The organism is Streptomyces sp. BK340 (assembly GCF_007827595.1).
GTDB lineage: Bacteria > Actinomycetota > Actinomycetes > Streptomycetales > Streptomycetaceae > Streptomyces.
Genome location: NZ_VISR01000012.1, coordinates 122,156 through 144,506, shown reverse-complemented (window position 1 = coordinate 144,506; position 22,351 = coordinate 122,156). Strand labels below are relative to the sequence as shown.

Genomic DNA, 22,351 nt, shown 5'->3' with positions numbered 1-22,351 from the left:
ATCAGCCCTTCATGCCGGAGGTCGCCATGCCTTCCACCAGTCTCTTCTGGAAGACGAGGAAGCAGATGAGCGTCGGGAGGAGGGCGAGCGTCGACATGGCGAACATGGCGCCGTACGAGGAGCCGCTGGTCTTGTCCAGGAACAGGGTGAGGCCGAGCGGGACGGTGAACCGGTCGTTCTGCTGGAGGTAGACGAGTTGGCTGAGGAAATCGTCGTAGGTCCAGATGAAGGTGAAGATCGTGGTGGTGACCAGGGCCGGCTTCATCAGCGGCAGGATGATCTTCCAGTAGATCTGGAATGGGTTGGCGCCGTCCATCATCGCGGCCTGGTCCAGCTCGCGCGGGATGGAGCGGATGAACTGCACCATCAGGAAGATGAAGAAGGCGTCCGTGGCGAGGAACTTGGGGACGATCAGCGGCAGGAAGGTGTTGATCCAGGTCAGGTTGTAGAAGATCGTGTACTGCGGGATCAGAGTGGCCTGCATGGGCAGCATGAGCGTGCCGAGCATCACGCCGAACAGGATCTTCTTGCCGCGGAACTCGAGGCGCGCGAAGGCATAGGCGGCCAGCGAACAGGAGATCACGTTTCCGATCACCGCACCGGTCGTGACCATCAGCGAGTTGGTGATGTAGAGGGAGAAGGAGTTGCCGGAACCGCTCCAGCCCTCGGCGTAGTTCGCGGCGTGCACCTTCTCCGGCACAAGGCCGGGGTGCGTGAAGATCTCGGTGTCGGGCTTGAGCGAGCTGCTGAGCATCCACAGCAGCGGGTAGAGCATGAGCAGGGCCACGCCGATGAGCAGCGTGTGCAGGAGGATGCGGCGGGGGCCGGTGAGCGAGCGCAGCTTGCCGAGCGGCGAGACGCCGGGCGTGATGGCGGACATGGTGGACAGAACTCCTTGCTCAGTCGTCGTAATGAACCCAGTAACGGCTGGCGATGAAGTTGACCGCCGTGAAGCCCGCGATGACCAGGAACAGCACCCAGGCCAGCGCCGAGGCGTATCCCATCTGCAGGTCGGTGAAGCCCTTCTTGTACAGGTAGAGGGAGTACAGCATGGTCGAGTTGAGCGGTCCGCCGGTGCCGTTGCTCACGACGTAGGCGGGGGTGAACGTCTTGAACCCGTCGATGATCTGCAGGACCACGTTGAAGAAGACGATCGGGGTGAGCAGCGGAAGCGTGATGCGGAAGAACCTGGTGAACGTTCCCGCGCCGTCGATCGCCGCGGCCTCGTAGACATCCTTCGGCAGCTGCTTCAGGCCGGCGAGGAAGATGACCATCGGGGTGCCGAACTGCCAGACGGCCAGCAGGATGAGCGTGTAGATCGAGGTGTCGGGGCTGGAGATCCAGTCCTGGCCCTTGATGCCGAACCAGCCGAGGAAGTCGTTGAACAGGCCGTCCCCGCCGAAGACCTGCCGCCACACGATGGCCACGGCGACCGCGCCGCCGAGCAGCGAGGGCAGGTAGAAGGCGGCCCGGTAGACGCCGATGCCCTTCAGCGGGCGGTTGAGCAGGATGGCCACACCGAGCGCGAGCGCCAGCTTCAGCGGCACGGAGACGAGGACGTACAGCAGGGTGGCGTGCACCGAGTCCCAGAACACCGGGTCGTCGGTGAACATGCGCGAGTAGTTCTCGGTGCCGACCCACTTGGCGGACGAGAGCAGATCGAAGTCCGTGAAGGACAGGTACAGCGAGTCCAGCATCGGGTAGACCGTCAGGCCGAACAGCCCGACGAACCAGGGGGCCAGAAAGAGGTACGGCCACCATCCTCCGCCGCGCCGTCTGGCGGCGCGCCGGCGCATCCGTTCCCGGTCGCGCCGGTCGGCGGGGGTCACCGGCGCCGCCGGGGCCTCCCCCACGACCTCGTCGGTCCTGGTGGTGGTCATGCTCATCTTCTCCCTGGCCCTCTCCCGGTGCCTGACTGTGCTGGGGCGGGCGGTCAGCCCGCGAGGATCGACTGCGCCTGGTCGAAGAACTCGCTCAGCTGCGCCTTGATGGACTTCTTGCCGAAGGCGACCGCCAGGTTGGACTGGAACAGCAGGTCCCAGATCTGGTCCGCGCCCTTGGGCGGGGGCACCGGCGCGGGCAGCGCGCCGGCGGCCTTGGCGACCCGCCGGGAGACGTAGTCGGCGTTCGCCATGTTCAGCTTGTCGGTCTCGGTCAGCCCGCCGGCGATCAGCGAACGGGCCTTCTCGGTCGGCGGGATGCCGCGCAGCAGCTGCATGTCCTTGATGGCGGTGGCGTCCTGGGCGAAGAAGTCCATGATCTTCACCGAGTCGGCGACCTGCGTGCCGGCCTTGGTGGCGCTCAGCAGCACACCGCCGTTGACGAAGTTGCCCTCGCGCGCGCCGGACCAGTCGCCCTGCGGGGTGGGCAGGAAGTCCAGCTGGGCGTCGGTGATCGAGCCGCCTGCGCCGTAGACACCGGAGTCGAAGGTGAACAGGGCCTTGCCGATGACGACCGCGTTCTTGGTGAGGTCGTTGTGCGCGGCCGAGGTGACGGCCGGCGGCGGGGAGGCGTGGTCCCGGCGCATCCCGGCCCAGAACTCCCACCACTCCTGCAGGATGTCGGCGGTGAAGCCGAGCTTCTTGCCGTCGTCGGAGAAGAACTGCCGGCCCTTCTCGCGGGCGAAGATCTCGAAGCACTGCAGGGTGGAGCCGCCGCCGTCGTCGACGCCGTACTGCTTGCCGCCGCTCTTCCTGTAGACGTCGGTCGCGATCTTCTTCAGATCGTTCCAGTTCCACTCGCGGTCGGGCAGCTTCAGGCCGAGCTGCTCGAGGCCGGAGCGGTTGACGGTGAGCTGGTTGACGCCGATGCCGGACGGGACGCCGTACAGCTTGCCGTCGACGGTGCCGGCGGCCAGGAGCGTCTTCGAGAAGCCGGTCAGGTCAAGGGACTTGCCGACGTAGGAGTCGAGCGGGGCGAGGATGCCCTTGCGGGCGTACTGCGCGACCAGCGCGGTGTCCATCTGCAGCAGGTCGGGGGCGCTGCCGCCGGCGACCTGGGTGTTGAACTTGTCGAAGTACCCGTCGTAGCCCTGGTAACGGGTCTCGATCTCGATCTTGGAGTTCTTCTTCTGGAAGTAGGCGAGGGCCTTCTTGTACGCGGCGTGCCGGTCGTCGCTGCCCCACCAGGTCATGGTCAGCCTGCCGCTGTCGCTGCCCGCCCCGGTGCCGCCGGCACAGGCGGCGAGCGTGGAGCCGAGCGCGCCGGCGACGGCCAGTCCGCTCGCGGTGCGGAAGAGGGTTCTGCGCGAGATCTGGTGACCCACCGGGTCCTCCCTGAAGGTGCGTGACGGATTCCGGAGCCGGTCAACTCGGCTCGGGCGCCTTGGTGTTGGAATCGCTTTCCGGTATGCGGCCTCGCCCGGCCGCGCACTCCTGACGGGTGCGGTCCCCGGCCCTGACGGCCGTCGCCCGGCGAGCACGCCCTCGCCCGGCTGCCGCACGTCGCGTACGGTCGGGACGCCCACCCTCGAGCCGGGGTCCCGCCCGGCTTAGAAAGCGCTTGTCCGGACATTGGCAGACCGAGTCGGAGGCCGTCAATCCTTCGCCCGCACGCCCTCGGTCACGGTTTGGACTCCGCGTGCGACCGCGAGCCCGGCCGCGCCCGCGACGGTGCCGAGGTCCCCGACCGTGCTGCTGACCACCTCGGTGGGCCAGCTCAGCCGCTCAAGTTCGGCCCGGACACCCGGCAGGAGCTGCGGGTCCGCGCCGGTGCTGCCGCCGAGCACGATCAGCCCGGGGTCCAGCACGGCGGCGACGGCGGCGGCCAGCCTGCCCACGTCGGCGGCGTGGCGCGCGACGACGGCGCGGGCCGTCGCCCGGCCCTCGGCGGCGAGGGCGAAGAGCTGCTCGGTGGTGCGGGGGCAGGGACCGTCGGCGGACCGCCAGGCCTCCGCGGCCCGGTGCAGCAGGGAGTGCGCACCGACGTAATCCTCCAGGGCCTCGCGGCGCGGCTCACGGTCGTCGTCCCAGGGGTAGGGCAGCCGGGCCAGCTCGCCCGCGGCGCCGTTCGCTCCGCGCAGCACCCGGCCGCCGACGACGATGCCGAGGCCGATACCCACGCCGATCCGCAGATAGCCGAAGGTGTGGCGGCCGCGGGCGGCGCCCTCGTGCAGCTCGGCGAGCGCGGCACAGTTCACGTTGTTCTCGAGGTGGACGGGGACACCGGGCGGCAGCGCGACGGCCATGGCGTCGTAGGCGGGCCCGGCCTTGGCGGTCGCGGGCCGCATGCCGGTGCCGTCCCGGTCCTGTGCGGTGACGTCGCCGACGGCGACGACGATGGTGCGCAGCGGGGCACCGGCGGGCAGCGCGGCGAGGGTCTCGCGCACGGCGTCGGCGGCATCGGCCCGGGAGGTGGTGGCCTGGGCGAGCAGGCTGCCGTCGAGGGCGCAGCCGCGTACCCGGGTGTGGGTGGGGCCGAGGTCCACGGCGAGCACGGTCCCGGCGGCCGGGCCGAGACGGTAGACGGCGGCGGTGCGGCCGGTGCCGCTGGAGGCCGTACCGGAGTGGGCGGCGAGCCCCGCGGCCTCGAGTTCGGCCACGGCGGCGGAGACCGTCGGTTTCGAAAGGCCCGCGTCGGCCGCCAGCCGGGGGCGGGTGGCGGAGCCGGCCGTGGCCAGGACGGCGAACACCGCACGGGCGCTCTCGCTCAGGATCATGCTCTCCCCCGGATTCGATCCGCAGTCTGCTGGTGAGGGACGCCGGGATTGCGTGCCCCTTGACGCACTCTACTTCGTTAGTTAATTTCCTAACGAACTCACGGTACTCGCCTGCCGTGACCGCCGCCGAAGCCCGTCCCGGGGCTTCCCGACACCTTCTGCAGCCCTTCATCGAGGCGCGGTTCGCCCGCCGTCGCAGCACAGCACCAGGGAGCACGGCTCCTGCAGCACAGCTCCCTGCGGACGACGAAAGAGGATCCGTGCAGGACGTTCCGCATCCCCTCGTGGTCGGGATCGACGTGGGCGGCACCAAGACCCACCTCCGGGCACTTGCCGGGGGCGAGCTGGTCGCCGACCGCGTCCGTTCCAGCAGCGGCTGGCGGCCGCACACCCCTGCCGCCGCCGCGGCCTGGCTGGCCGCACTGCTCGACGACGCCCTGCCGGCCGGACTCCGGCCGGCCGCCCTCGCCGTGGGCGGGCACGCCTGCGAGACACTGCGCCAGTGCGCCGGGATCCGGGCCGCCCTGGGCGATGTCCTGGACGTGCCCGCGCTGATCGTCGGCGACGCCGAACTCCTCGTCCCCGCCGCGGGGTTGGAGAAGGGGGTCGGTCTGGTCGCGGGCACCGGATCGGTCGCGGTCGGTCACGCGGCCGACGGCACGCCGGTGCAGGTCGGCGGCTGGGGCGCGGTCCTCGGTGACGAGGGCGGCTCCGCCGGGCTGGTCCGGGAGGCCGCGCGGGCCTGCTGGGCCGCCCACGACCGCGGCGAGGCACCCGACGCGCTGGCCACCGCACTGCTCGCCGCGTTCGACGTACCCGAAGTGCCCGCGCTCGGCGCGGCGTTGGAGAGTGCCTCCGACGTCTCCGCCGAGTGGGGCCGGCGCGCCCCGGTCCTGTTCTCGGCCGCCGAGGCGGGTTCCCGGCTCGCCCACGAGGTGATAGCGGCCGGGGGCCGCTCCCTCGCCGCGCTCGTCGTCCGGCTCGCCGACCGCGGCCTCGCCGTGGACGACGTGGTGGTCGCGGGAAGCACCGTCCTCGCCCAGCCGCTCCTGTACGGCGCCTTCACCGCCGCACTCTCCCACGCCCTGCCCGGAGCACGGCCGCACCCGCTGCGGGTGCCGCCCGTCAACGGGGCGGTGGCGCTGGCGCGTTCGATCCTGTGAGCGGCGCGCCCCGCGTTCACCGGCCGCACACGCCCTCGTCGCCGTGGACTCCCCGACGGGACACCGCCCCGGCCTAGATATTCACTCGTTCAACTTCTTTCCCACGGGATCGCACACTTCGGCACATCGCGGCCGGGCGTCTCGGCCGTGCGCGCCGGGCGGTCCCGTGGGCCACTCCCCCGGCCGCCGTCCGGCCGAAGAACTCAAGAGAGGCACACGCATGCCGTCACCCGCCGGGCTCCGCTCCTCCTCGCCGGCCCGTGGAACCGCCCTGGGCCGACGCGGTTTCCTCAAGACCTCGATGGGCGCGTCGGCGGGTGTGTTCGCCGCCCCGGCCTTCGCCGCGTGGCTGTCCGCCGCCGACGCCGAGGCCGCGACCGTCCCCGCCGCGTTCGTCGACGACTACCGGACCAACGTCCTGGCCAACCTCACTCCCGAGACCAACGCCGTGGTCCGGATCCTCGGCGGTTTCGCCCAGGTGTGGAAGACCGGCCCGGCCTGGGACGCCGGCACCCCGCTGCGCCCCGAGGTGCTGCGCGCCAACATGCTCTACTGCGCCCGGATCACCACCGGGCGCACCGACGCGCAGGCGAAGGAGGCGTTCGTCTACGACCGCCAGCACCAGAGCTACGCGATGATCGCCGGTCTCGGCCCGCTGGCCGGCCTCTACAGGGCGGGCGCAGAGGCGGTCACCTCGATCACGAGCGCGCCCGACGGCACCCCGGCGACCACCGTGAGCGACACGGTGCCCGCGGACGCCCCGGCCGGCTCGGCGCTCGGCGCGGGCGCCCACGACTCAGCGCTCGGCAAGGTCGCCGAACTGGTCGACACCGTGCGCGGTCCGTACGCCTCGGGAAACCCGGCCAAGTACGCCTACCAGTACCCGCGTCCGTGGCGCATGAACGAGGACGGCGAGGTCGTCGACACCGGCGCGAAGGACGCGCTCGGCTACCCGGTGTACGAGTCCGATGTCGTGGTCGCGCCGCAGTTGCTGCGCCAGCGCGGCACGTCTCCGGCCGACGACGGCGGCTTCCCGAGCGGCCACACCAACGCCTTCCACCTGGCCGCCCTCGCCTACGCGTACGCGGTGCCCGAGCGGTTCCAGGAGCTGGTGACGCGCGCCTTCGAGCTGAGCCACACCCGGATCGTGGCGGGCATGCACAGCACCGTCGACGTCATCGGCGGCCGCGTCATGGCCACCGCGCTCGCCGCGGCCACGCTGGCCGACCCCGCCAACGCCGGGCTGAAGGCCGCCGCCCGCGCCCAGGCCCTCGCCTACTTCACCGCGCAGACCGGCACCACCACCGACACCCTGTACGCCTACGCGCACCCGGACACCGACCCGTACGCCGACCGCGGGGCCAACGCCCGCTCGGTCCGCCCCCGGCTGACGTACGTGCTGACCCGGCAGGGCCACGACGCGCCGCTGACCGTGCCGAAGGGCGCCGAGGTGCTGCTGGAGACCCGGCTGCCGTACCTGGACGCGGACCAGCGCCGCGAGGTGCTGCGCACCACCGGGCTGCCCGCCGGGTACGTGCTGCTCGACGGCGTCGAGCAGTGGGGGCGGCTGGACCTGTTCGCCGCGGCCGACGGTTACGGCGCCTTCGACTCCGGCGTCACCGTCACCCTGGACCCCACCGCCGGCGGCTTCTCGGCGGCCGACAGCTGGCGCAACGACATCGACGGGTGCGGCGGCCTGACCAAGCGGGGCACCGGCACGCTGACGCTGACCGGCCGCAACCGGTACACGGGCGGGACGGTACTGGAGTCCGGTGTGCTTTCGGCCGGTTCCGAGGACGCACTCGGCCACGGGGACGTGCGGGTCTCGGGCGGCACCCTGCGGGTCGGCGAGCGGCTGCGGGTGCGCGGCGGGTACGCCCAGGACTCCGGCGCCCTGGAGGTCACCCTGCGCTCGGGCGCCAGGGCGCCGCTGACCGTGAAGCACCGTGCGGTGCTGGGCCGTTCGGCCGTGCTGTCGCTGCGGCTGGACACCGAGCGGCCGCCGGCCGCGGGCAGCACGCTGCCGGTGCTCGACGTGCCCCGGCTGCGCGGGCAGTTCGGCCGCGTGGAGTTGAACTCCGACGCGCTGCGGGCCGTACCCGTGTACACGGCAGAAGGTCTGTCGGTACGACTCGTGAAGCGGTGACGCCCCTGTGGCGGGAGCGGTGCGACAGTAGGACCATGATCCGGCCCCGGCCAGGTCCTGCCGGGCCTGACTCCCGCCACCGCACGGCCGGCGCCACCGTGGGGCGGATGATGGCGCGCGCACAGCACACGGCCCAGGTCCTCGTAGCCGAGGCCCCAGCGGACGACAGTCCCCGGCGGAGTACGGCCCGGGACCGTCTGCTCGCCGGGCTGCGCCGCCGGCGGCGGTGGCTGGTGCCGCTCCTGGTGGCGCTGCTGCTGGCCCAGATGGCCGCCGCCATGGTCACCACGGCGGTCCGGCAGACGCCCACCATCGACGAGCCCGTGTACGTGGCGACGGCCACCGACTATGTGCATGAGCACCGGCTGCGCTACAACCCCGAGCACCCGCCGCTCGGCAAGCTGCTGATCGCGGCCGGGGTGGCGGTGGCCGACCCGCACTACGACCCGGCGTACACCGGCACGCAGGGCGAGGTGGGCCGGCATCTGCTGTACGAGTCGGGCAACGATCCATGGCGGCTGATGCTGTGGGCACGACTGCCGGTGATCGCGCTGACCCTACTGTTCGGGCTGGTCGTGTTCGCGTTCGCGCATGAGCTGAGGGGGGCCGCGGGCGGGCTGACGGCGCTCGCGCTGTACGCCTTCTCGCCCGACGTGATCGCGCACGGCTCGCTGGCCACGCTGGACGTGCCGGCGGCCGGGTTCGTGCTGACGTCCGCCTGGCTGGCGTGGCGGGCCCGGGACCGGCCCCGGTTGCACCTGCCGCTCTGCGGGGCGGCTCTCGGGGCGGCGGTGGCGACGAAGATGAGCGCCCTGCCCGCGATCCCCGTGGTGATGCTGCTCGCGGCGGTGTCGGTGTGGGCCGCCCGGCGGGGTGCCGAGCGGCGCCGGAAGGTGCTCCTGGGGCTCGCGGGGGCGGCGGCCGTGGCGCTGGTGGCCGTCGCCGTCGTGTGGGTCACGTATCTGGCGGTCGATCCCGGGCTGCGGTTCACGCCCGCCGAGCCGGTGCCGGCCGTGCACGGGCTGCGCGGGCGCGTGACGGACCTGTTGCCGCTGCCGGAGGCGTACCGGGCCGGGATGCGGGTGCAGTTCGGCCTGGAGGACTACCCCTGGCAGGGCTACCTGTTCGGGCGCCTGTACACGGGATCGCTCTGGTACTACCTGCCCGCGGCTCTGCTGGTGAAGACTCCGCTCGGGCTGCTCGTGCTGGGAGCGGCCGGTGTCGCGGCCGTACTGACGGTGCGACGGCTGCGGCCCGCCGCCCCCTATCTGCTGCTGCCGCCCGTGGTGCTGCTGGCGGCGGCGATGACGGGCTCGCGGGACTTCGGTACCCGGTACGCGCTGTTCGTGCCGGTGTTCCTCGCGGTGGCGGGAGCCTGTGTGCCCGCGCTGCGGTGGCGCCGGTCGGGTGTGCTGACGGGGCTGCTGGTGCTGTGGGTGGCGGTGAGTTCGCTGCGCACGTTCCCGTACTACCTGCCTTATGCCAACGAGGCGTTCGGCGGGCCGGCCGACACCCACCGGCTGCTGCACGACTCCAACGTGGACTGGGGCCAGGACCTCGGCCGGCTCGCCGACCGCCTCCGGCAGCGGTACCCGGGCGAGCGGGTGTGGCTGGTCTACAAGGGCAGCGGTGTGCCGTCGTACTACGGCATCCGTGCCGCCGATCCGCGCACGGTGCCGTCCGGCCGGGTGCACGGACTGCTCGTCGTGTCGGACTCCGCCGTGGCCAAGGCACGTGGCCGACTGGCCGAATTGATCGAGTCCAGCCGACCCATCGATCAAGTGGGTCATTCGATCACCTTGTACCGGCGGTGAGCCTGCCTGCCCGTGACAGCCCCTGGTCATGACGGTCGGTGAGCTATGTTGAGTGGTCGTGGGAGACAAAGGAGACGGGTCGGTGCCCTCGCCGCAGCAGGCACGCGCCCAGGCATCAGCGATCACCTCGGGCAAAAGTGCACCGGAGGCCGGGGCCGCACCGACCTCCCAGCTCAGGGAACTCTTCGACGGCCCGCGGCTGTCCCCGGGCCAGCGCCGCGTGGCCCAGTACCTGATCGAGCACATCACCGAGGCGGCGTTCCTGTCGATCACCGAGCTGGCGGACCGCGTGGGCGTCAGCCAGCCCTCGGTCACCCGCTTCGCTGCCGCCGTCGGCTTCAGCGGCTACCCGGCGCTGCGGGAGAAGCTCCAGTCGATCGCGCTGAGCACGCTGGCGGGCGGGCCCGGCGAGGTGGACCGCGCCAACGAGCTCCAGGCGGCCGTCGACGCCGAGATCCAGAACCTGGAGAACATGCGCCGCGACTTCGCCGACCCCGACCGGGTGATCCAGGTCGGCCGCGCGCTGTCCCGCTCCACCCCGCTGACCGTGCTGGGGCTGCGCATCTCCGTGTCACTGGCCGAGTACTTCGGCTATGCCGCCCGCCGCATCCATCCCGACGTACGGCTGGTGACGCGCGGCGGCAGCGTCGCCTACGACGCGCTGCTCCAGTCGCGCGAGGCCGGCGGCACCTGGGTGCTGGCGTTCGCCATGCCCCGGCATGCGCAGGAGACGCTCACCGCGCTCCGGGTCGCCCGGGAGGCCGGCCTGAAGGTTGCTCTGATCACCGACCTGGCACTCGGTCCACTGGCCGACGAGGCCGACGTCACGTTCGCCACCGGCACCGGCTCCCGTCTGGTCTTCGACTCCTACGCGGCGCCCGGAGTGATGGCCGCGGCTCTGCTGCAGGCCATGACCGACGCCGATCCGGAGCGCACCCAGGCCCGCCTGGAGAAGTACGAACAGGTCGCCGACCAGCAGCAGTTCTTCCTGAAGGACTGAACCTTGCGCCCGCGGGAGACGCATCCCGCAGTTCTTCCTGTCCCACGCACCCCGCACGGGGATCTTTCGCCGTCAGAGGATCATTCAACGCATATCCCGCATGAATGTTTTCATACGTCTTGCAAACCCGTCGGTATATATAAATACTGCTCACGGATCTCGCCCGGTCGACTCCGGGCTCGTTCCACACCCGCGGGACTCACCGCTCGCACACCGCCCCGAGAAAGCCGACGGACCGCCCATGCGCACGCAAGCACTCCAGCCGCGCAGGTCCTCCGCGCCCGGGGCCCCCGCACGGACACCCTCAGCCGCCGTCCCCTACCCACGTCGGCGAACAGGGTGCCCGGTGGCGCACCGCCCAGGCGATGCGCCCGTGGCGGCCCCGGCCATCCCCTAGGCCGGGGCCGCCCCAACCGTCGGACCACCCTCACGACGCCGCACACCGGAAGCGATTGCCCATGTCCTTGACCACCACCACGCGCCTCAGCCCCGACTGGCCCTGCCAGGTCAAGATGCCCGGCAGCTACGACTGGGAACGCTCGGCGGCCAAGTGGCTGCGCGAGCTGGTCCCGGCGCGCTACGCCAGCTACCCGGCGCTGATCCGGCACCCCGTCCTGCTCGCCCGGCACGCGCAGATCCAGGTCCAGCAGGAGATCCGGGTGGCCCGGACGGCACTGCAGACCGCGCGGGCCGAACTGCCCGTCCTCGGCCTGCCCGAGTCGGTCATCGAGCACACGATCAAGCTGTACGCGGCCGAGGTGCTTCAGCTGCAGCACATCGCGCGCAGTGTCCGCGCGGTCAGCGAGGCGCTGGCAGCCCGCGGCATGCCCCGCTGAGGCGTCGCCGGTCAGCGCTGCCGTCGCCTGTCGTCAGCATGCCGTCGGTCGTCACCATGTCGTCAGTCGTCGTTGCGGTGTCGCCAGTACCAGCAGGCGCCGACAGCCAGGGCCAGCAGGAGGACGGCGGGCACGAGCAGGCCCGGGATGCGGGAGCCGGTCATCGGGGTGGCCTTCGTTCGTGGTGCGAGGTGCGCCCCGCGGCGGGCCGCAGGGTGAGCCCATGGTGGGGCCCGCCGGCCGGTCGTCCACGATGTTTTCCCGAGGCCTTGCCCGGTGTTCGAGCCCGGCCGCTCAGCCTCCGCCGTCGAGGCTCGTCCGGGACTCCAGTGCGCGGCGCGTGTCGTTGCCGTAGACACCCGTCTCGTCGCCGCTGATGCCGTACCAGAGCTGGAAGCGGGCCACGGCCGCCGTGAGGACGGTGTCGTAGGTGCCGTCGGTCGAGCCGTCCCGGTAGACGTCGGGGACGCGCAGCAGGCGCTGCTGCAGTTCGGCGACCTCGGGGCCCGTGTCGCCCTGCCGGAGGGTGCCCGCGCCGTCGGGGTCGGCGGCCGGGGTGGTGCCCGGTGTGGTGGCGGGCGCGGCCGGAGCGGTGGCCGTCGGTGTGGTCGTGGTGGTGTGGGACGGCTGTGGGCTCGCGTCCGCCTCCTGTCGCGTGGGGAGCAGGAGGGCGCAGCCGAAGCCGACCACCGCGGCCGCTCCGACGGCCACGGCGACGGCGGCACGCCGGAGCCCCGGGGCCGAACGGCCGGTGCCGTCGCGCGGGGTCTGCCGGGTGGCCGGGAAGGGGGGCAACTCCTGGGTGTCGTCCTCGGTGACGGATGTCCGGGGCGCGCCGGCACCGGGCAGGGGTGCCGTGCCGAAGGACTCGAACGTCTCGCGCTCCGGGAGCATCTCGCGCATCAGCTCCGCGAGGGCGTCGAAGCGGCGCAGTCGTACGACGCGGACGGGTTCGAGGACCGGTCCGGGGTGCGGCTGTTCAGGGTCGGGCGGTGTCGGCACCCTGCTCTCCTTCCGTCCCGTGCGTACGGGATCCGCGGTCCCCGTGCTGAGATACGGCGCACACACCGCAGCCGTTCAGCCCCGCCCCCTCCCCCCGCACCCTGGAAACGCTCAACGCGGTAAGAGGCATTGAGCGTTCACGGTGGACGGACGGTCAGGCCCGCCTCCTACCCGTGGTCCGGGACGGGCGACGGCACCGCGCCGCACCTGGCCTCCGGGGATCCGACCGCGACGGCGGGCGCGACGCAGCGGATCACCGTCAGGCCGGGGTGAGCGCTCCCTGGACGAACCGGCTCAGGGACGCCGTCAGCGCGGTGACGAAGGCGTCCCGGGCCTCCTCCGGGAGGGCGTCCAGGGACAGATAGGGGTTGAGGTCCTCCAGCTCGACCAGGAGCAGCTCACCGTCCGGCGCGCGGCAGGCGTCGACGCGCTGGATGCCGTGGCCGAGGCCGTTCCAGTCGATGAAGTGGCGGGCGAACTCCAGGTCGGCGGCGGTGGCCGCGTACGGCCGCAGCTCCCAGCGGCGCTCCGGGTCGGGTGCGTAGAGGGCGTACTGGAAGTCGTCGTCGACGAAGTAGAAGGACACCTCGTAGGCGAAGTCGACGCACGGCTGGACGAGGACGGTGCCGTCGGCGAGGCCGACGAGGCCGGCGGCGGGCAGGATCCGCAGGCCGAGGGAGTCGGCGCCGGTCTTGGGCTTCACCACGTAGCGGTCGGCCGCGGGCAGCTTGTGCAGGTCCTCGGCGCGGTCGACGGTGGGGATGACCGGGAAGCCGGCGGCGCTCAGGTCGAGCAGGTACTGCTTGCCGGCCATGTCCGCCTTGCCGCTGAGCGGGTTGTACACCAGGGCCCCGCTGTCGAGCGCACGCGCACGGAAGGCGGCGTACTCCTTCTGGTAGCCGAGCACGGGCCCGCTGTTGCGGACGACGACCGCGTCGTAGGCATCCATCAGCGCGGCCGCGTCCAGCGGATGGCACAGGGCGAGGTCGAAGTGCGCACGCAGCCGCGAGGTCAGGAAGACGTCCTCGTCGCCGTAGCGGCGCCCGCTGGCCGGGTACGCCAGGTCGGTGACGTAGAGGACGCGGGGACGTGCGGCGGACATGGGGATCTCCTCGGACAGCTGGCGTGCAGAAAGGTTACGTCCAGGGATGGCCGCTCCCGCCCCCGGCCCGGTCCTCCGTACAATTTGAGGCCGAACGATCTCCCGTGGCGGGGACCCGGCCGCGGGTGTCCCGCTCAGCGACCCGAGGAGCGCCCGTGCCCGGCCAGCGATCCATCACCGAAGCCGAACGGCTCGCGTCGGCGAAGCTCGGCGGCGTCCCGATCCGCCGGGAGCAGATGGCGGCCGTGGCCAACATCTACCGGGCCGCCTCCGCGGTACGGCAGCACCTGGAGAACTCGGTGCTGCGCGGCTCCGACCTGACCTGGACGGCGTTCGTCGTGCTCTGGGTGGTGTGGGTGTGGGGTGAGTCGGAGACCCGGCACGTGGCGGAGGAGGCCGGGATCTCCAAGGGCACGCTCACCGGCGTGGCGCGCACGCTGGAGACGCGCGGGCTCCTCGCCCGGGCCGGGCATCCGGACGACGGGCGGCTGGTGCTGCTGAGCCTCACCGACAAGGGCGAGGACCTGATGCAGCGGGTGTTCCCGCAGTTCAACGAGGAGGAGGCGTTCGTCACCGCCGGTCTGAGCGACGCCGAGTGCCGCAGCCTCGCGGAGGGGCTGCGGCGGGTCGTCCTGCAGGTCGAGGAGCACGGTGAGGAGCGCCGCCGGGAGCTGCTCGGCGGGGCCGAGCCGGCGCCCCGGCGAAGTGGGCGGCGCGCCAGGAACTGAGGCGCTCACCGGCGGGTACGGGCTGCGCTCACCAGGGCGTCGAACAGGCCCTGCTGGGCGGGGTCTTCGTGCGCCGTGTCCTCGGGATGCCACTGCACGGCGGTGAACCAGCCCTGTGCACCCGGGAGTTCCAGCCCTTCGACGGTGCCGTCGGCGGCGGTGGCCGTGACGGTCAGACCCTCGCCCGGGCGGTCCACTCGCTGGTGGTGGTAGCAGGAGGCGTCCGCCTTCCCGGCGCCGGTGGCTTCTTCGAGCAAGGTGCCGCTCCTGATCCGCACGGGGTGCACGAGGTGCCGGTGTTCGTGTTCCGGGCCGCCCATGTCCTGCTCCAGGCTGCCGCCGAGGGCCACGTTGACGACCTGCAGTCCCCGGCAGACGGCCAGCAGGGGCAGGCCCGCGCCGAGGGTGTGGCGGGCGACCCGGAGGTCGAAGGTGTCCTGGAGTTCGTCGACGTCGTAGACGCTGTCATGGGTGGTGGCGGCGCCGTAGCGGTGCGGGGCGAGGTCGCCGCCGCCGGGGAGCAGGACGCCGTCGAAGCGGACGAGCCGGGCGGCGACGTCGCTCTCGGCCGGGTGGATGCCCACGGGTTCTCCGCCGGCCCGCCAGACGGCCTCGATCAGGGCGCGGGCGTTGACCTCGGCGGCGTACCGCAGGGCGGAGGTGGTGGCGGAGAAGCGTGCGGGTACGGCGATCAGCGGGCGGTGGGTCACAGCTGGATCCAGGTCGTCTTGAGCTCGGTGTACTTCTCCAGGGCGTGCGCGGACTTGTCGCGGCCGTTGCCCGACTGCTTCATGCCGCCGAAGGGGACGGTCAGGTCGCCCTCCTCGTAGCAGTTGACCCACACCGTGCCCGCTTTCAGCGCGCGGGAGACCCGGTGGGCGGTGGCCAGGTCGGACGTCCACAGGCCGGCGGCGAGTCCGTACTCGGTGGCGTTGGCGAGCCGTACCGCCTCGTCGAGGTCGTCGAAGGTGAGGACGGAGAGGACCGGGCCGAAGACCTCCTCGCGGGCCAGCCGCATCCCGGGGGTGACGCGGTCGAAGACGGTGGGGGCGAGGTAGCTGCCGCCGGTCTCGACGAGGGTGCGGGCGCCGCCGGTGCGCAGGCGGGCGCCCTCGGCACCGGCGGTGGTCACGTGGTCCAGGACGCGGTCCAGGTGGGCCTCGCCCACGAGGGCGCCCATCTCGGTGGCGGGGTCGAGCGGGTCGCCGACGCGGATTTCCCGGGCCCTGCGTACGACGGCGTCGGTGACGCGCTCGGCGATCGAGGAGTGCACGAGGAGCCGGGAGGGCGCGGTGCACATCTCGCCCTGGTTGAAGAAGATGCCCCAGGCCGCGGTGGCGGCCGCGCGGTCGAGGTCGGGTGCGTCGGGCAGCACGATGTTGGGCGACTTGCCGCCGAGTTCGAGCCAGACCCGCTTGAGGTTGGAGTCCGCGGAGTAGCGCAGGAAGTGCCGGCCGACATCGGTGGAGCCGGTGAAGGCGAGCACGTCGACGTCCGGGTGCAGGCCGATCGCGCGGCCCGCGGTGGGGCCGTCGCCGGTGACGACGTTGAGTACGCCCGGGGGCAGTCCGGCCTCGGTGCCGATCCGGCCGAGCAGCAGCGCCGACAACGGGGACGACTCGGACGGCTTCAGGACGACCGTGCAGCCGGCCGCGAGCGCCGGGGCCACCTTCCAGCTCGCCAGCGTGAGCGGGAAGTTCCAGGGGACGACCGCGCCGACCACACCCGCCGGTTCGCGGGTGACGAGGGCGAGGGCGTCGGGAGCGGTGTGCGGGGACTCGTCGGTGAGCTTGTCGGCCAGCTGGCCGTACCAGCGGAAGGTGTTGATCGCGGCGCGCAGTTCGACGGCGTACGCGTCGGTGATCGGTTTCCCCATCTCCAGCGTGACGGTGAGGGCGAGCTTCTCCCGCTGATCTTCGAGGAGTTCGGCGATGCGGAGCAGCACACGGCCGCGCTCGGCGGGTGCCAGGCGCGGCCACGGGCCGGAGTCGAAGGCGCGGCGGGCGGCGGCGACGGCGTGGTCGACCTCGGCCTGCCGTGCGTCGGCGACCTCGGTGAGGGTCTGTCCGTCGCGGGGCGAGACGACGGCGAAGGTCGTCCCTCCCCCGGATTCGTCGGCCCCGTCGATGTGGTGCGGCGCCGGCAGGTCGAGGGTCTTGGCCCGGCGCAGCAGTTCGTCATGGGTGACGTCCAGCATGGTGTTCCTGTCCAGGGTAGGGGGCCCGGCCCCTGACGGAGCCGGGCCCGGCGGGGTGCGTCAGCGCTTCCCGGCCGTCCGGGAGCGGACCACGCGCGCGGTCCCGGCGCCCAGGAGCAGCACCGCGGGTACGGCCGCGACGAGCCAGGCGGCGGTGGTGGCGTCGCCGCCGATGAGGGTCGTGAAGTTGGCGAGGACCACCCAGATCACGGCGGCGATGCCGAGGGCGCCGAGGGACGGCGCGATCAGGGTGTTCCAGCGCCGGGTGTCGAGGCGCTCACGGCGGAAGAAGACGATCACGGAGAGCGAGGTCAGGAAGTACAGGAGCATGCAGGCGAGGACCCCGACGCCGCTGAGCCAGGAGAAGAGGGTGAGGACCGGGTCCTTGCCCGCGAGGGCGAACGGGATCACCAGCAGCACCGCGATCGCCGTCTGCACGATGCCCGCCACCCACGGCGAGTGCCGCTTGTTGAGCGAGCGCAGCGTGCGGGGCAGCAGGCCCTCGCGGCTGAGGGAGAACAGGTAGCGGTTGGCGGAGTTGTGGAAGGCGAGGATGCCGGCGAACAGGGAGGTGCCCAGGAGGACGGGCAGCACGTCGCCGGCCCAGCCGCCGAAGAGCTGCGCGATGGGCGCGAAGACGAACACGGTGGCGTCGCCGCCCTCCAGCGCCTTGCCCGCCGCCCCGGTGACCTTCGTCGCGCCGTACGAGGAGACCAGCATCCACGAGGTGAAGGCGAAGAAGCCGGTCACCACGGCGACCGAGAGGTAGGTGGCCCGGGGCACCGTCCGGTGCGGCTCGCGGGCCTCCTCGCCGTAGATCGCGGTGGCCTCGAAGCCGAACATGGACGCGACGGCGAACATCAGGGCCACGCCCGGGGCGCCCTGCAGGACGGCGCTCGGGGAGAAGGTGTCGGCGACGCCGAGGCCCTCGGGGCCGCCGCCCTTGAAGAGGGTGACGAGCGCGAAGGCGAGCAGGATGCTGAACTCGGCCAGCACGAACACGGCGAGCACCTTGGCACCGAGCTCGATGCCGGCGGCGCCGAGCGCCTGGACGACGGCCATGGTCACCAGGGCCCACACCCACCAGGCGAGGTGGACGCCGGCGTAGTGCTCGACCAGGCCGGCGACCGTGAAGCCGTACAGGCCGTACATCGCGGCCTGGACCGTGCAGTAGGCGAAGAGTGCCACGGCGGCGCTGCCGCTGCCTGTGGTCCGGCCGAGGCCCTTGCCGATGTACGTGTAGAAGGCGCCCGCGTTCACCACGTGCCGGCCCATCGTCACGAATCCCACCGAGAACAGCAGGATCACCGCGCCGGCGACGGCGTAGGCGGCCGGGGCGCCGGGCCCGTTGCCGACGGCGACGGCGATCGGGACGGCGCCGGCGATGCCGGTGAGCGGCGCCTGGGCGGAGAGGACGAAGAAGAGGATGCCCAGGACTCCCAGGGCGTTGCGCTTGAGGGTTCCTGCGGGCTGCGGGGCCTCTCCGGCCCGGGGCGCTGCGTCGACCGTCTGACTGTCCACTCGGATCACCTGCTGAGGAGGGGAGGGAGATTTCGTTTTGAGCCAAACGAGTTGCCTCATGGTGGGCCGGAACTATCCATCTGGCAAGGGGTGGGGGCGGGGAATTTACGGTCCGGAAACCACCTGTGGGATCGCATGAGAAACCCCCGCCGCGACCGCGACGGGGGGGGTCCTACCGGGCACGCTCAGTCGGCGTCCGGGGGCCGCTCGCCCAGGTCGCGCAGGAGGGAGCGCAGCTCGGCGAGGCCGGCCTCGGTGTCCGCGCGGTCGGCGATGCCGGTCAGCTGGTGCAGGACGAGCCCGTCCAGGGCGGCGAAGACCAGCCGGTTGAAGGCCGGGTCCGCCCCGGGCGGCAGGATTCGGTCCAGCTCGCGCTGCGAGGCACCGAAGTACTCGGCGTACAGCTCACGCACCTGCGGCAGCAGCTCGGGCCGGCGACGGGCCTCCAGCAGCAGCTCGTACTGGTACGCCTGCCCGTCCGCGTCCTGCTCCACCATGTCCGTGAGACCGGCGACGAAGTCCTCGGGGCGGCCGGTGCCGGGTTCCAGGAGGCTGCTGCTGAGGCTGGTGCGGATCGCGTAGGCCAGGGACTCCTCGATCAGCGCGTCCCGGGACCCGAAGTGGTGCACGACCAGACCGTGGGTGACACCCGCTTCCTCGGCGACCGCCCGGTAGGTCAGGTGGCGCAGACCCCGGCGCCCGACGACCCGCACGGCGGCCCTGAGCAGCGCCTCGCGACCCTCGCCGTAACCGAGCCGCTTGCGGGAGGGCGGGCGGCTTTCCTGCGAGGTCCCGGCGGATTCGGTCATGGCGGTGACCCTACCCGCCGCCCGTGCCGCGCAGGGTCCGCCGTTCACCGCCGCGGCGGCCTGATGCCGCGGAACTCCCAGTCGCCGCCCAACGCGGTGGACAGCACCTCCTCGGACTCGGTGGGCTGCGCGCCGACGTCGGTCCGGACCGGGGTGGGTCCGGTGACGACGTGGTTGGTGAGCCGGCCGAGGCCCTCGACCTCCACCTCCACGACGTCGCCGGGCCGCACGGGCCGCGAGTTGGCGGGGGTGCCGGACAGCAGCACGTCACCGGGGTACAGGGTGATCGTGCGGGCGATGTCGGCGACGAGGTAGTGCATGTCCCACTTCATCTCGTCGGTCGAACCGTCCTGGACGACCTCTCCGTTGACATAGGTCCGCAGCCGCCTGCCGTGGAAGTCCCAGTCGGTGACCAGGCCCGGACCGAGCGGGCACAGGGTGTCGGAGCCCTTGACCCGGAGCATGGAGCCCGCGTCGGTGTCGCGGAAGTCGTGCAGGCCGTAGTCGTTGGCGACGGTGTAGCCCGCGATGTACTCCCCCGCCTCGGCGGGCGAGATGTTGCGGGCCGTCCGCCCGATCACGATGGCCACCTCGCCCTCGTAGTTGAGCCACTTGCAGCCCTCGGGCCGGACGATCGCGCCCCGGTGGGAGTTGAGGGAGGAGGTCGGCTTGTGGAAGTAGGTCGGTGTGTCCGGGAGTTCGATGCGGAACTCCTCCACGCGGCTGCGGTGGTTGAGGTGGACGGCGATGACCTTGGAGGGGACCACCGGGGGCAGGTGCGCGGCGTCCTCGGTCCTGACGCGGCGGCCGTCACCGGCGACGAGCTCGTCTCCGTCGACGGTGACCTGGACGGCGGCACCGTCGAGGAGTATGCGGCGGTACTCGGGCATGGCGGTTCTCCTAGACGCGGCTGTGCGGGGTGCGCGGGGACGGTGCTGCGGGCCGGCCGGTGCCGGTCCAGCCGGCGGCCGGGCGGTCGAACCAGAGGTGCACCTGGCCGGTGCCGACGGAGTTCTCGTACTCGCCGTACTGGCGGGCCCTGGCGACGCAGGCCCGCTCGCCGAGGGCGCCGGCCATCATCAGGTAGTGGGAGAACTTCGCCTCGGGCTTGAACCTCCAGAACTCGTCCATGGTGTCGAGGACCTTGTCGTGGCGGCCCTCCTTGAACCATTCGATGCGCTCGTGGTCCGCCTCCCGGGCCTGAGGCGTGCGGATGTGCACCGGGTCGCTGGACTCGTGGTCGCGCAGCTCGCGCAGCGGCCAGAAGGTGTGCGAGAGCGCGCCGGAGGCGATGAGCAGCACCCGGCGCCCCGGAGTGGCGGCGATACCGTCGGCGAGGGCACGCCCGAGCCGCAGATGGTCCTCCATGTCACCGGTCTGGCAGACGCCGATGGTCACCCATCGCTTGTCGGGAAGGCCCTCACCGAGGAACTTCCAGAGGTTGATGGTGGCGTAGTAGATCGGCAGGTAGTCGTCCTCGATCGCGGTGATCCAGGTGCCGTGCCGGTCGGCGAACGAGGCGATGCTGTGGGCGAGTTCGGGGTCGCCGGGGAAGTCGTACGGCATCCGGCACATGCCGCGCGGCAGCTCCTCGGAGGTGAAGAGCCCGGCCCGGCGCCGCTGTGCGGTGACGACGAACTCGACGGTGGTCGCCCAGTGCGAGTCGAGGACGACGACGGTGTCGTACTCATCGGCGGCATCCCGCTCGAAGACGTCCTCGCGGAGCTGCCGCAGGCCGGTGACGAGGGTGATCTCCTTGCCCTCGTTCAGCTCCAGCCGGTCGGCCTCCGGCAGCACGATGGTGGGGACGTGGGCGAGCAGCCCCGCCCCGACGATCTCACCCATGGTCCTTCCATCCCTTCGGGGCGGTGACGGTGTTCTTCAGGTCGCAGTAGAAGTCGAAGCTCCAGGTCCCGCCCTCGCGCCCGACACCGGAGAGGCGGGAGCCGCCGAACGGTGCCCGCAGGTCGCGTACGAAGAAGCAGTTGACCCAGACGGTGCCCGCGACGAGCCGCCCGGTGACGCGCTCGGCGCGTGCACGGTCGCCGGTGGCGACGGTGGCGGCGAGGCCGAAGCGGGTGTCGTCGGCCAGCCGGACCGCCTCGTCCTCGGTGGCGAAGGTCTGCAGGGTCAGGACGGGCCCGAAGACCTCCTCCTGCACGATCTCCGAGTCCTGGGCGACGTCGGTGAGGAGCGTCGGCGCGTAGTACTGGCCGTCCTGCGGGTGCCCGCCGATGACGGCACGGGCGCCCGCCTCGATCGCCCGGCGCACGAACCCGTCGATCTTCTCCAGCTGGCGGGGGTGGATGTTGGGCCCGATGTCGGTGCCCTCGTCCCGCGGATCCCCCTGCGTGAGCCGTCCGGCCTTCGCCACGAAGCGCCGGGTGAACTCCTCGGCGACCGACTCCTCGACGAGGATCCGCGTGGCGGCGAGGCACACCTGGCCGGCGTTGTCGTACTGCTCCACCGCGAGGTCGACGGCGAGGTCGAGGTCGGCGTCGGCGAACACCAGCAGCGGTGACTTGCCGCCGAGTTCGAGGCTGAGCGGGGTGAGGTTGGCGGCGGCCGAGGCGGCGATGCGGCGGGCAGTCGGCACGGAACCGGTGAAGCTGATCCGGCGCACGTCCCGGTGCGAGGTGAGCGCGTCACCGATCTCGGCACCGTACCCCTGCACGACGTTCAGAACCCCGGCGGGCAGCCCCGCCTCGGCGGCGATGTCGGCGAGCAGCGAGGCGGTCAGCGGAGACCACTCGGCCGGCTTGAGAACCACGGTGTTGCCCGCGGCGAGAGCCGGGGCGACCTTCCAGGTGGCCAGCATCAAGGGGGCGTTCCACGGCGTGATCAGCACACAGGGGCCGGCCGGGTCCCAGCTGACGTGGTTGCTGTGCCCCCGTGTCTCGAAGTCCTCGTGGTCGAGCTGGAGCAGCCAGTCGGCGAAGAACCGGAAGTTGTGGGCGACGCGGGGCATGACGCCCCGGCGGTGCGAGCGCAGCAGAGCACCGTTGTCGGCGGTCTCCACGACGGCCAGCTCTTCGATCCGCTTCTCGACACCGTCGGCGATGGCGTGCAGGATCCGGGCCCGCTCGGCACGGGGGGTGGCGGCCCAGGCGGGGAAGGCGGCCTTGGCAGCCGCAACGGCGGCTCCGGCTTCGGCGGGGCCGCCGCGGGCGATCTCGCCGAGGGCGGTGCCGTCTACGGGCGAGTGGTCGGTGAACGTGTCGCGGGAGGCGACGCGCCTGCCGCCGATCCAGTGCCGGGTGTCTACGGCGACTCCGGCGACAGTGATCTTGTCAGTCATGAACAGGGCTCCATTCAAGCCAAGGGACGTGCAGCCAACCCAGGGGCGCGGGGAACTGCGCGACCAGCCACAGACCAC

19 protein-coding genes are annotated in these 22,351 nt (G+C 72.1%); 6 read left to right on the top strand and 13 right to left on the bottom strand.

From position 1 onward, the window contains the following. Position 1: 1 nt before the first annotated feature. The 4 genes from FB157_RS22105 to FB157_RS22090 all read right to left on the bottom strand — a co-directional run bounded on the left by FB157_RS22105 (position 2) and on the right by FB157_RS22090 (position 4,657). A complete protein-coding gene (locus FB157_RS22105; RefSeq protein ID WP_145882307.1) occupies positions 2 to 880 on the bottom strand; it encodes a carbohydrate ABC transporter permease in 879 nt (292 codons plus the stop codon). 19 nt (positions 881 to 899) lie between these two features. Further along, complete coding sequence (locus FB157_RS22100; protein ID WP_145882305.1) at positions 900 to 1,880, bottom strand: carbohydrate ABC transporter permease; 981 nt, start codon at positions 1,878 to 1,880, stop codon at positions 900 to 902. 53 nt (positions 1,881 to 1,933) lie between these two features. After that, positions 1,934 to 3,265 (bottom strand): ABC transporter substrate-binding protein, encoded by a 1,332-nt coding sequence (locus tag FB157_RS22095; RefSeq protein ID WP_145882303.1) that lies wholly within the window; start codon positions 3,263 to 3,265, stop codon positions 1,934 to 1,936. Between the two features lie 270 nt (positions 3,266 to 3,535). After that, positions 3,536 to 4,657 carry an ROK family protein gene (locus tag FB157_RS22090; protein WP_145882301.1) on the bottom strand — a complete coding sequence of 374 codons (1,122 nt, stop codon included), beginning with the start codon at positions 4,655 to 4,657 and terminating at the stop codon, positions 3,536 to 3,538. Positions 4,658 to 4,917: 260 nt separating this feature from the next. On the opposite strand from FB157_RS22090, the gene FB157_RS22085 reads away from it, so the two are divergent. The 5 genes from FB157_RS22085 to FB157_RS22065 all read left to right on the top strand — a co-directional run bounded on the left by FB157_RS22085 (position 4,918) and on the right by FB157_RS22065 (position 11,616). Next, positions 4,918 to 5,820 carry an N-acetylglucosamine kinase gene (locus tag FB157_RS22085; RefSeq protein ID WP_145882299.1) on the top strand — a complete coding sequence of 301 codons (903 nt, stop codon included), beginning with the start codon at positions 4,918 to 4,920 and terminating at the stop codon, positions 5,818 to 5,820. A 220-nt stretch (positions 5,821 to 6,040) separates the two neighbouring features. Next, positions 6,041 to 7,966, top strand: coding sequence for a phosphatase PAP2 family protein (locus FB157_RS22080; RefSeq protein ID WP_145882297.1), 1,926 nt, complete (start codon positions 6,041 to 6,043; stop codon positions 7,964 to 7,966). A gap of 107 nt (positions 7,967 to 8,073) precedes the next feature. Continuing rightward, positions 8,074 to 9,780 (top strand): glycosyltransferase family 39 protein, encoded by a 1,707-nt coding sequence (locus FB157_RS22075; protein ID WP_145882295.1) that lies wholly within the window; start codon positions 8,074 to 8,076, stop codon positions 9,778 to 9,780. Between the two features lie 82 nt (positions 9,781 to 9,862). After that, positions 9,863 to 10,780 carry a MurR/RpiR family transcriptional regulator gene (locus FB157_RS22070; RefSeq protein ID WP_145882294.1) on the top strand — a complete coding sequence of 306 codons (918 nt, stop codon included), beginning with the start codon at positions 9,863 to 9,865 and terminating at the stop codon, positions 10,778 to 10,780. Between the two features lie 458 nt (positions 10,781 to 11,238). Continuing rightward, positions 11,239 to 11,616 (top strand): hypothetical protein, encoded by a 378-nt coding sequence (locus FB157_RS22065; protein ID WP_186581630.1) that lies wholly within the window; start codon positions 11,239 to 11,241, stop codon positions 11,614 to 11,616. Between the two features lie 294 nt (positions 11,617 to 11,910). Here the strand turns inward: FB157_RS22065 and FB157_RS22060 are convergent, their stop codons facing one another. Both FB157_RS22060 and FB157_RS22055 read right to left on the bottom strand, forming a co-directional pair. Continuing rightward, a complete protein-coding gene (locus FB157_RS22060; RefSeq protein WP_145882289.1) occupies positions 11,911 to 12,618 on the bottom strand; it encodes a peptidoglycan-binding protein in 708 nt (235 codons plus the stop codon). Between the two features lie 259 nt (positions 12,619 to 12,877). Next, positions 12,878 to 13,720: a hypothetical protein gene (locus FB157_RS22055; protein ID WP_145882288.1), complete on the bottom strand. Its 843-nt coding sequence runs from the start codon at positions 13,718 to 13,720 to the stop codon at positions 12,878 to 12,880. Positions 13,721 to 13,875: 155 nt separating this feature from the next. Between FB157_RS22055 and FB157_RS22050 the strand changes: the two genes are divergently transcribed. Continuing rightward, positions 13,876 to 14,448 (top strand): MarR family winged helix-turn-helix transcriptional regulator, encoded by a 573-nt coding sequence (locus tag FB157_RS22050; protein WP_145882286.1) that lies wholly within the window; start codon positions 13,876 to 13,878, stop codon positions 14,446 to 14,448. A gap of 5 nt (positions 14,449 to 14,453) precedes the next feature. Here the strand turns inward: FB157_RS22050 and FB157_RS22045 are convergent, their stop codons facing one another. From FB157_RS22045 to FB157_RS22015, 7 genes are all read right to left on the bottom strand, one after another. Continuing rightward, complete coding sequence (locus FB157_RS22045) at positions 14,454 to 15,158, bottom strand: gamma-glutamyl-gamma-aminobutyrate hydrolase family protein (RefSeq protein WP_145882284.1); 705 nt, start codon at positions 15,156 to 15,158, stop codon at positions 14,454 to 14,456. Next, the gene (locus FB157_RS22040) at positions 15,155 to 16,645 is read right to left on the bottom strand and encodes an aldehyde dehydrogenase (RefSeq protein WP_145882282.1); all 1,491 of its coding nucleotides are present in this window, start codon (positions 16,643 to 16,645) and stop codon (positions 15,155 to 15,157) included. The genes FB157_RS22045 and FB157_RS22040 overlap by 4 nt, the downstream gene beginning before the upstream one ends. 60 nt (positions 16,646 to 16,705) lie before the next feature. Next, positions 16,706 to 18,166, bottom strand: a complete 1,461-nt coding sequence (locus FB157_RS22035; protein ID WP_391333488.1) for an APC family permease — start codon at positions 18,164 to 18,166, stop codon at positions 16,706 to 16,708. A 185-nt stretch (positions 18,167 to 18,351) separates the two neighbouring features. Further along, entirely contained in the window at positions 18,352 to 18,975 is a 624-nt protein-coding gene (locus FB157_RS22030; protein ID WP_145882278.1) for a TetR/AcrR family transcriptional regulator, read from the bottom strand. 44 nt (positions 18,976 to 19,019) lie between these two features. Then, entirely contained in the window at positions 19,020 to 19,865 is an 846-nt protein-coding gene (locus tag FB157_RS22025; RefSeq protein ID WP_145882277.1) for a fumarylacetoacetate hydrolase family protein, read from the bottom strand. Positions 19,866 to 19,875: 10 nt separating this feature from the next. Further along, positions 19,876 to 20,820 carry a 3,4-dihydroxyphenylacetate 2,3-dioxygenase gene (locus tag FB157_RS22020; RefSeq protein ID WP_145882275.1) on the bottom strand — a complete coding sequence of 315 codons (945 nt, stop codon included), beginning with the start codon at positions 20,818 to 20,820 and terminating at the stop codon, positions 19,876 to 19,878. Further along, on the bottom strand, positions 20,813 to 22,273 hold the full coding sequence (locus FB157_RS22015; protein ID WP_145882273.1) for an aldehyde dehydrogenase: 1,461 nt from the start codon (positions 22,271 to 22,273) through the stop codon (positions 20,813 to 20,815). Before FB157_RS22015 ends, FB157_RS22020 begins: the two co-directional genes overlap by 8 nt. Positions 22,274 to 22,351: the final 78 nt, after the last annotated feature.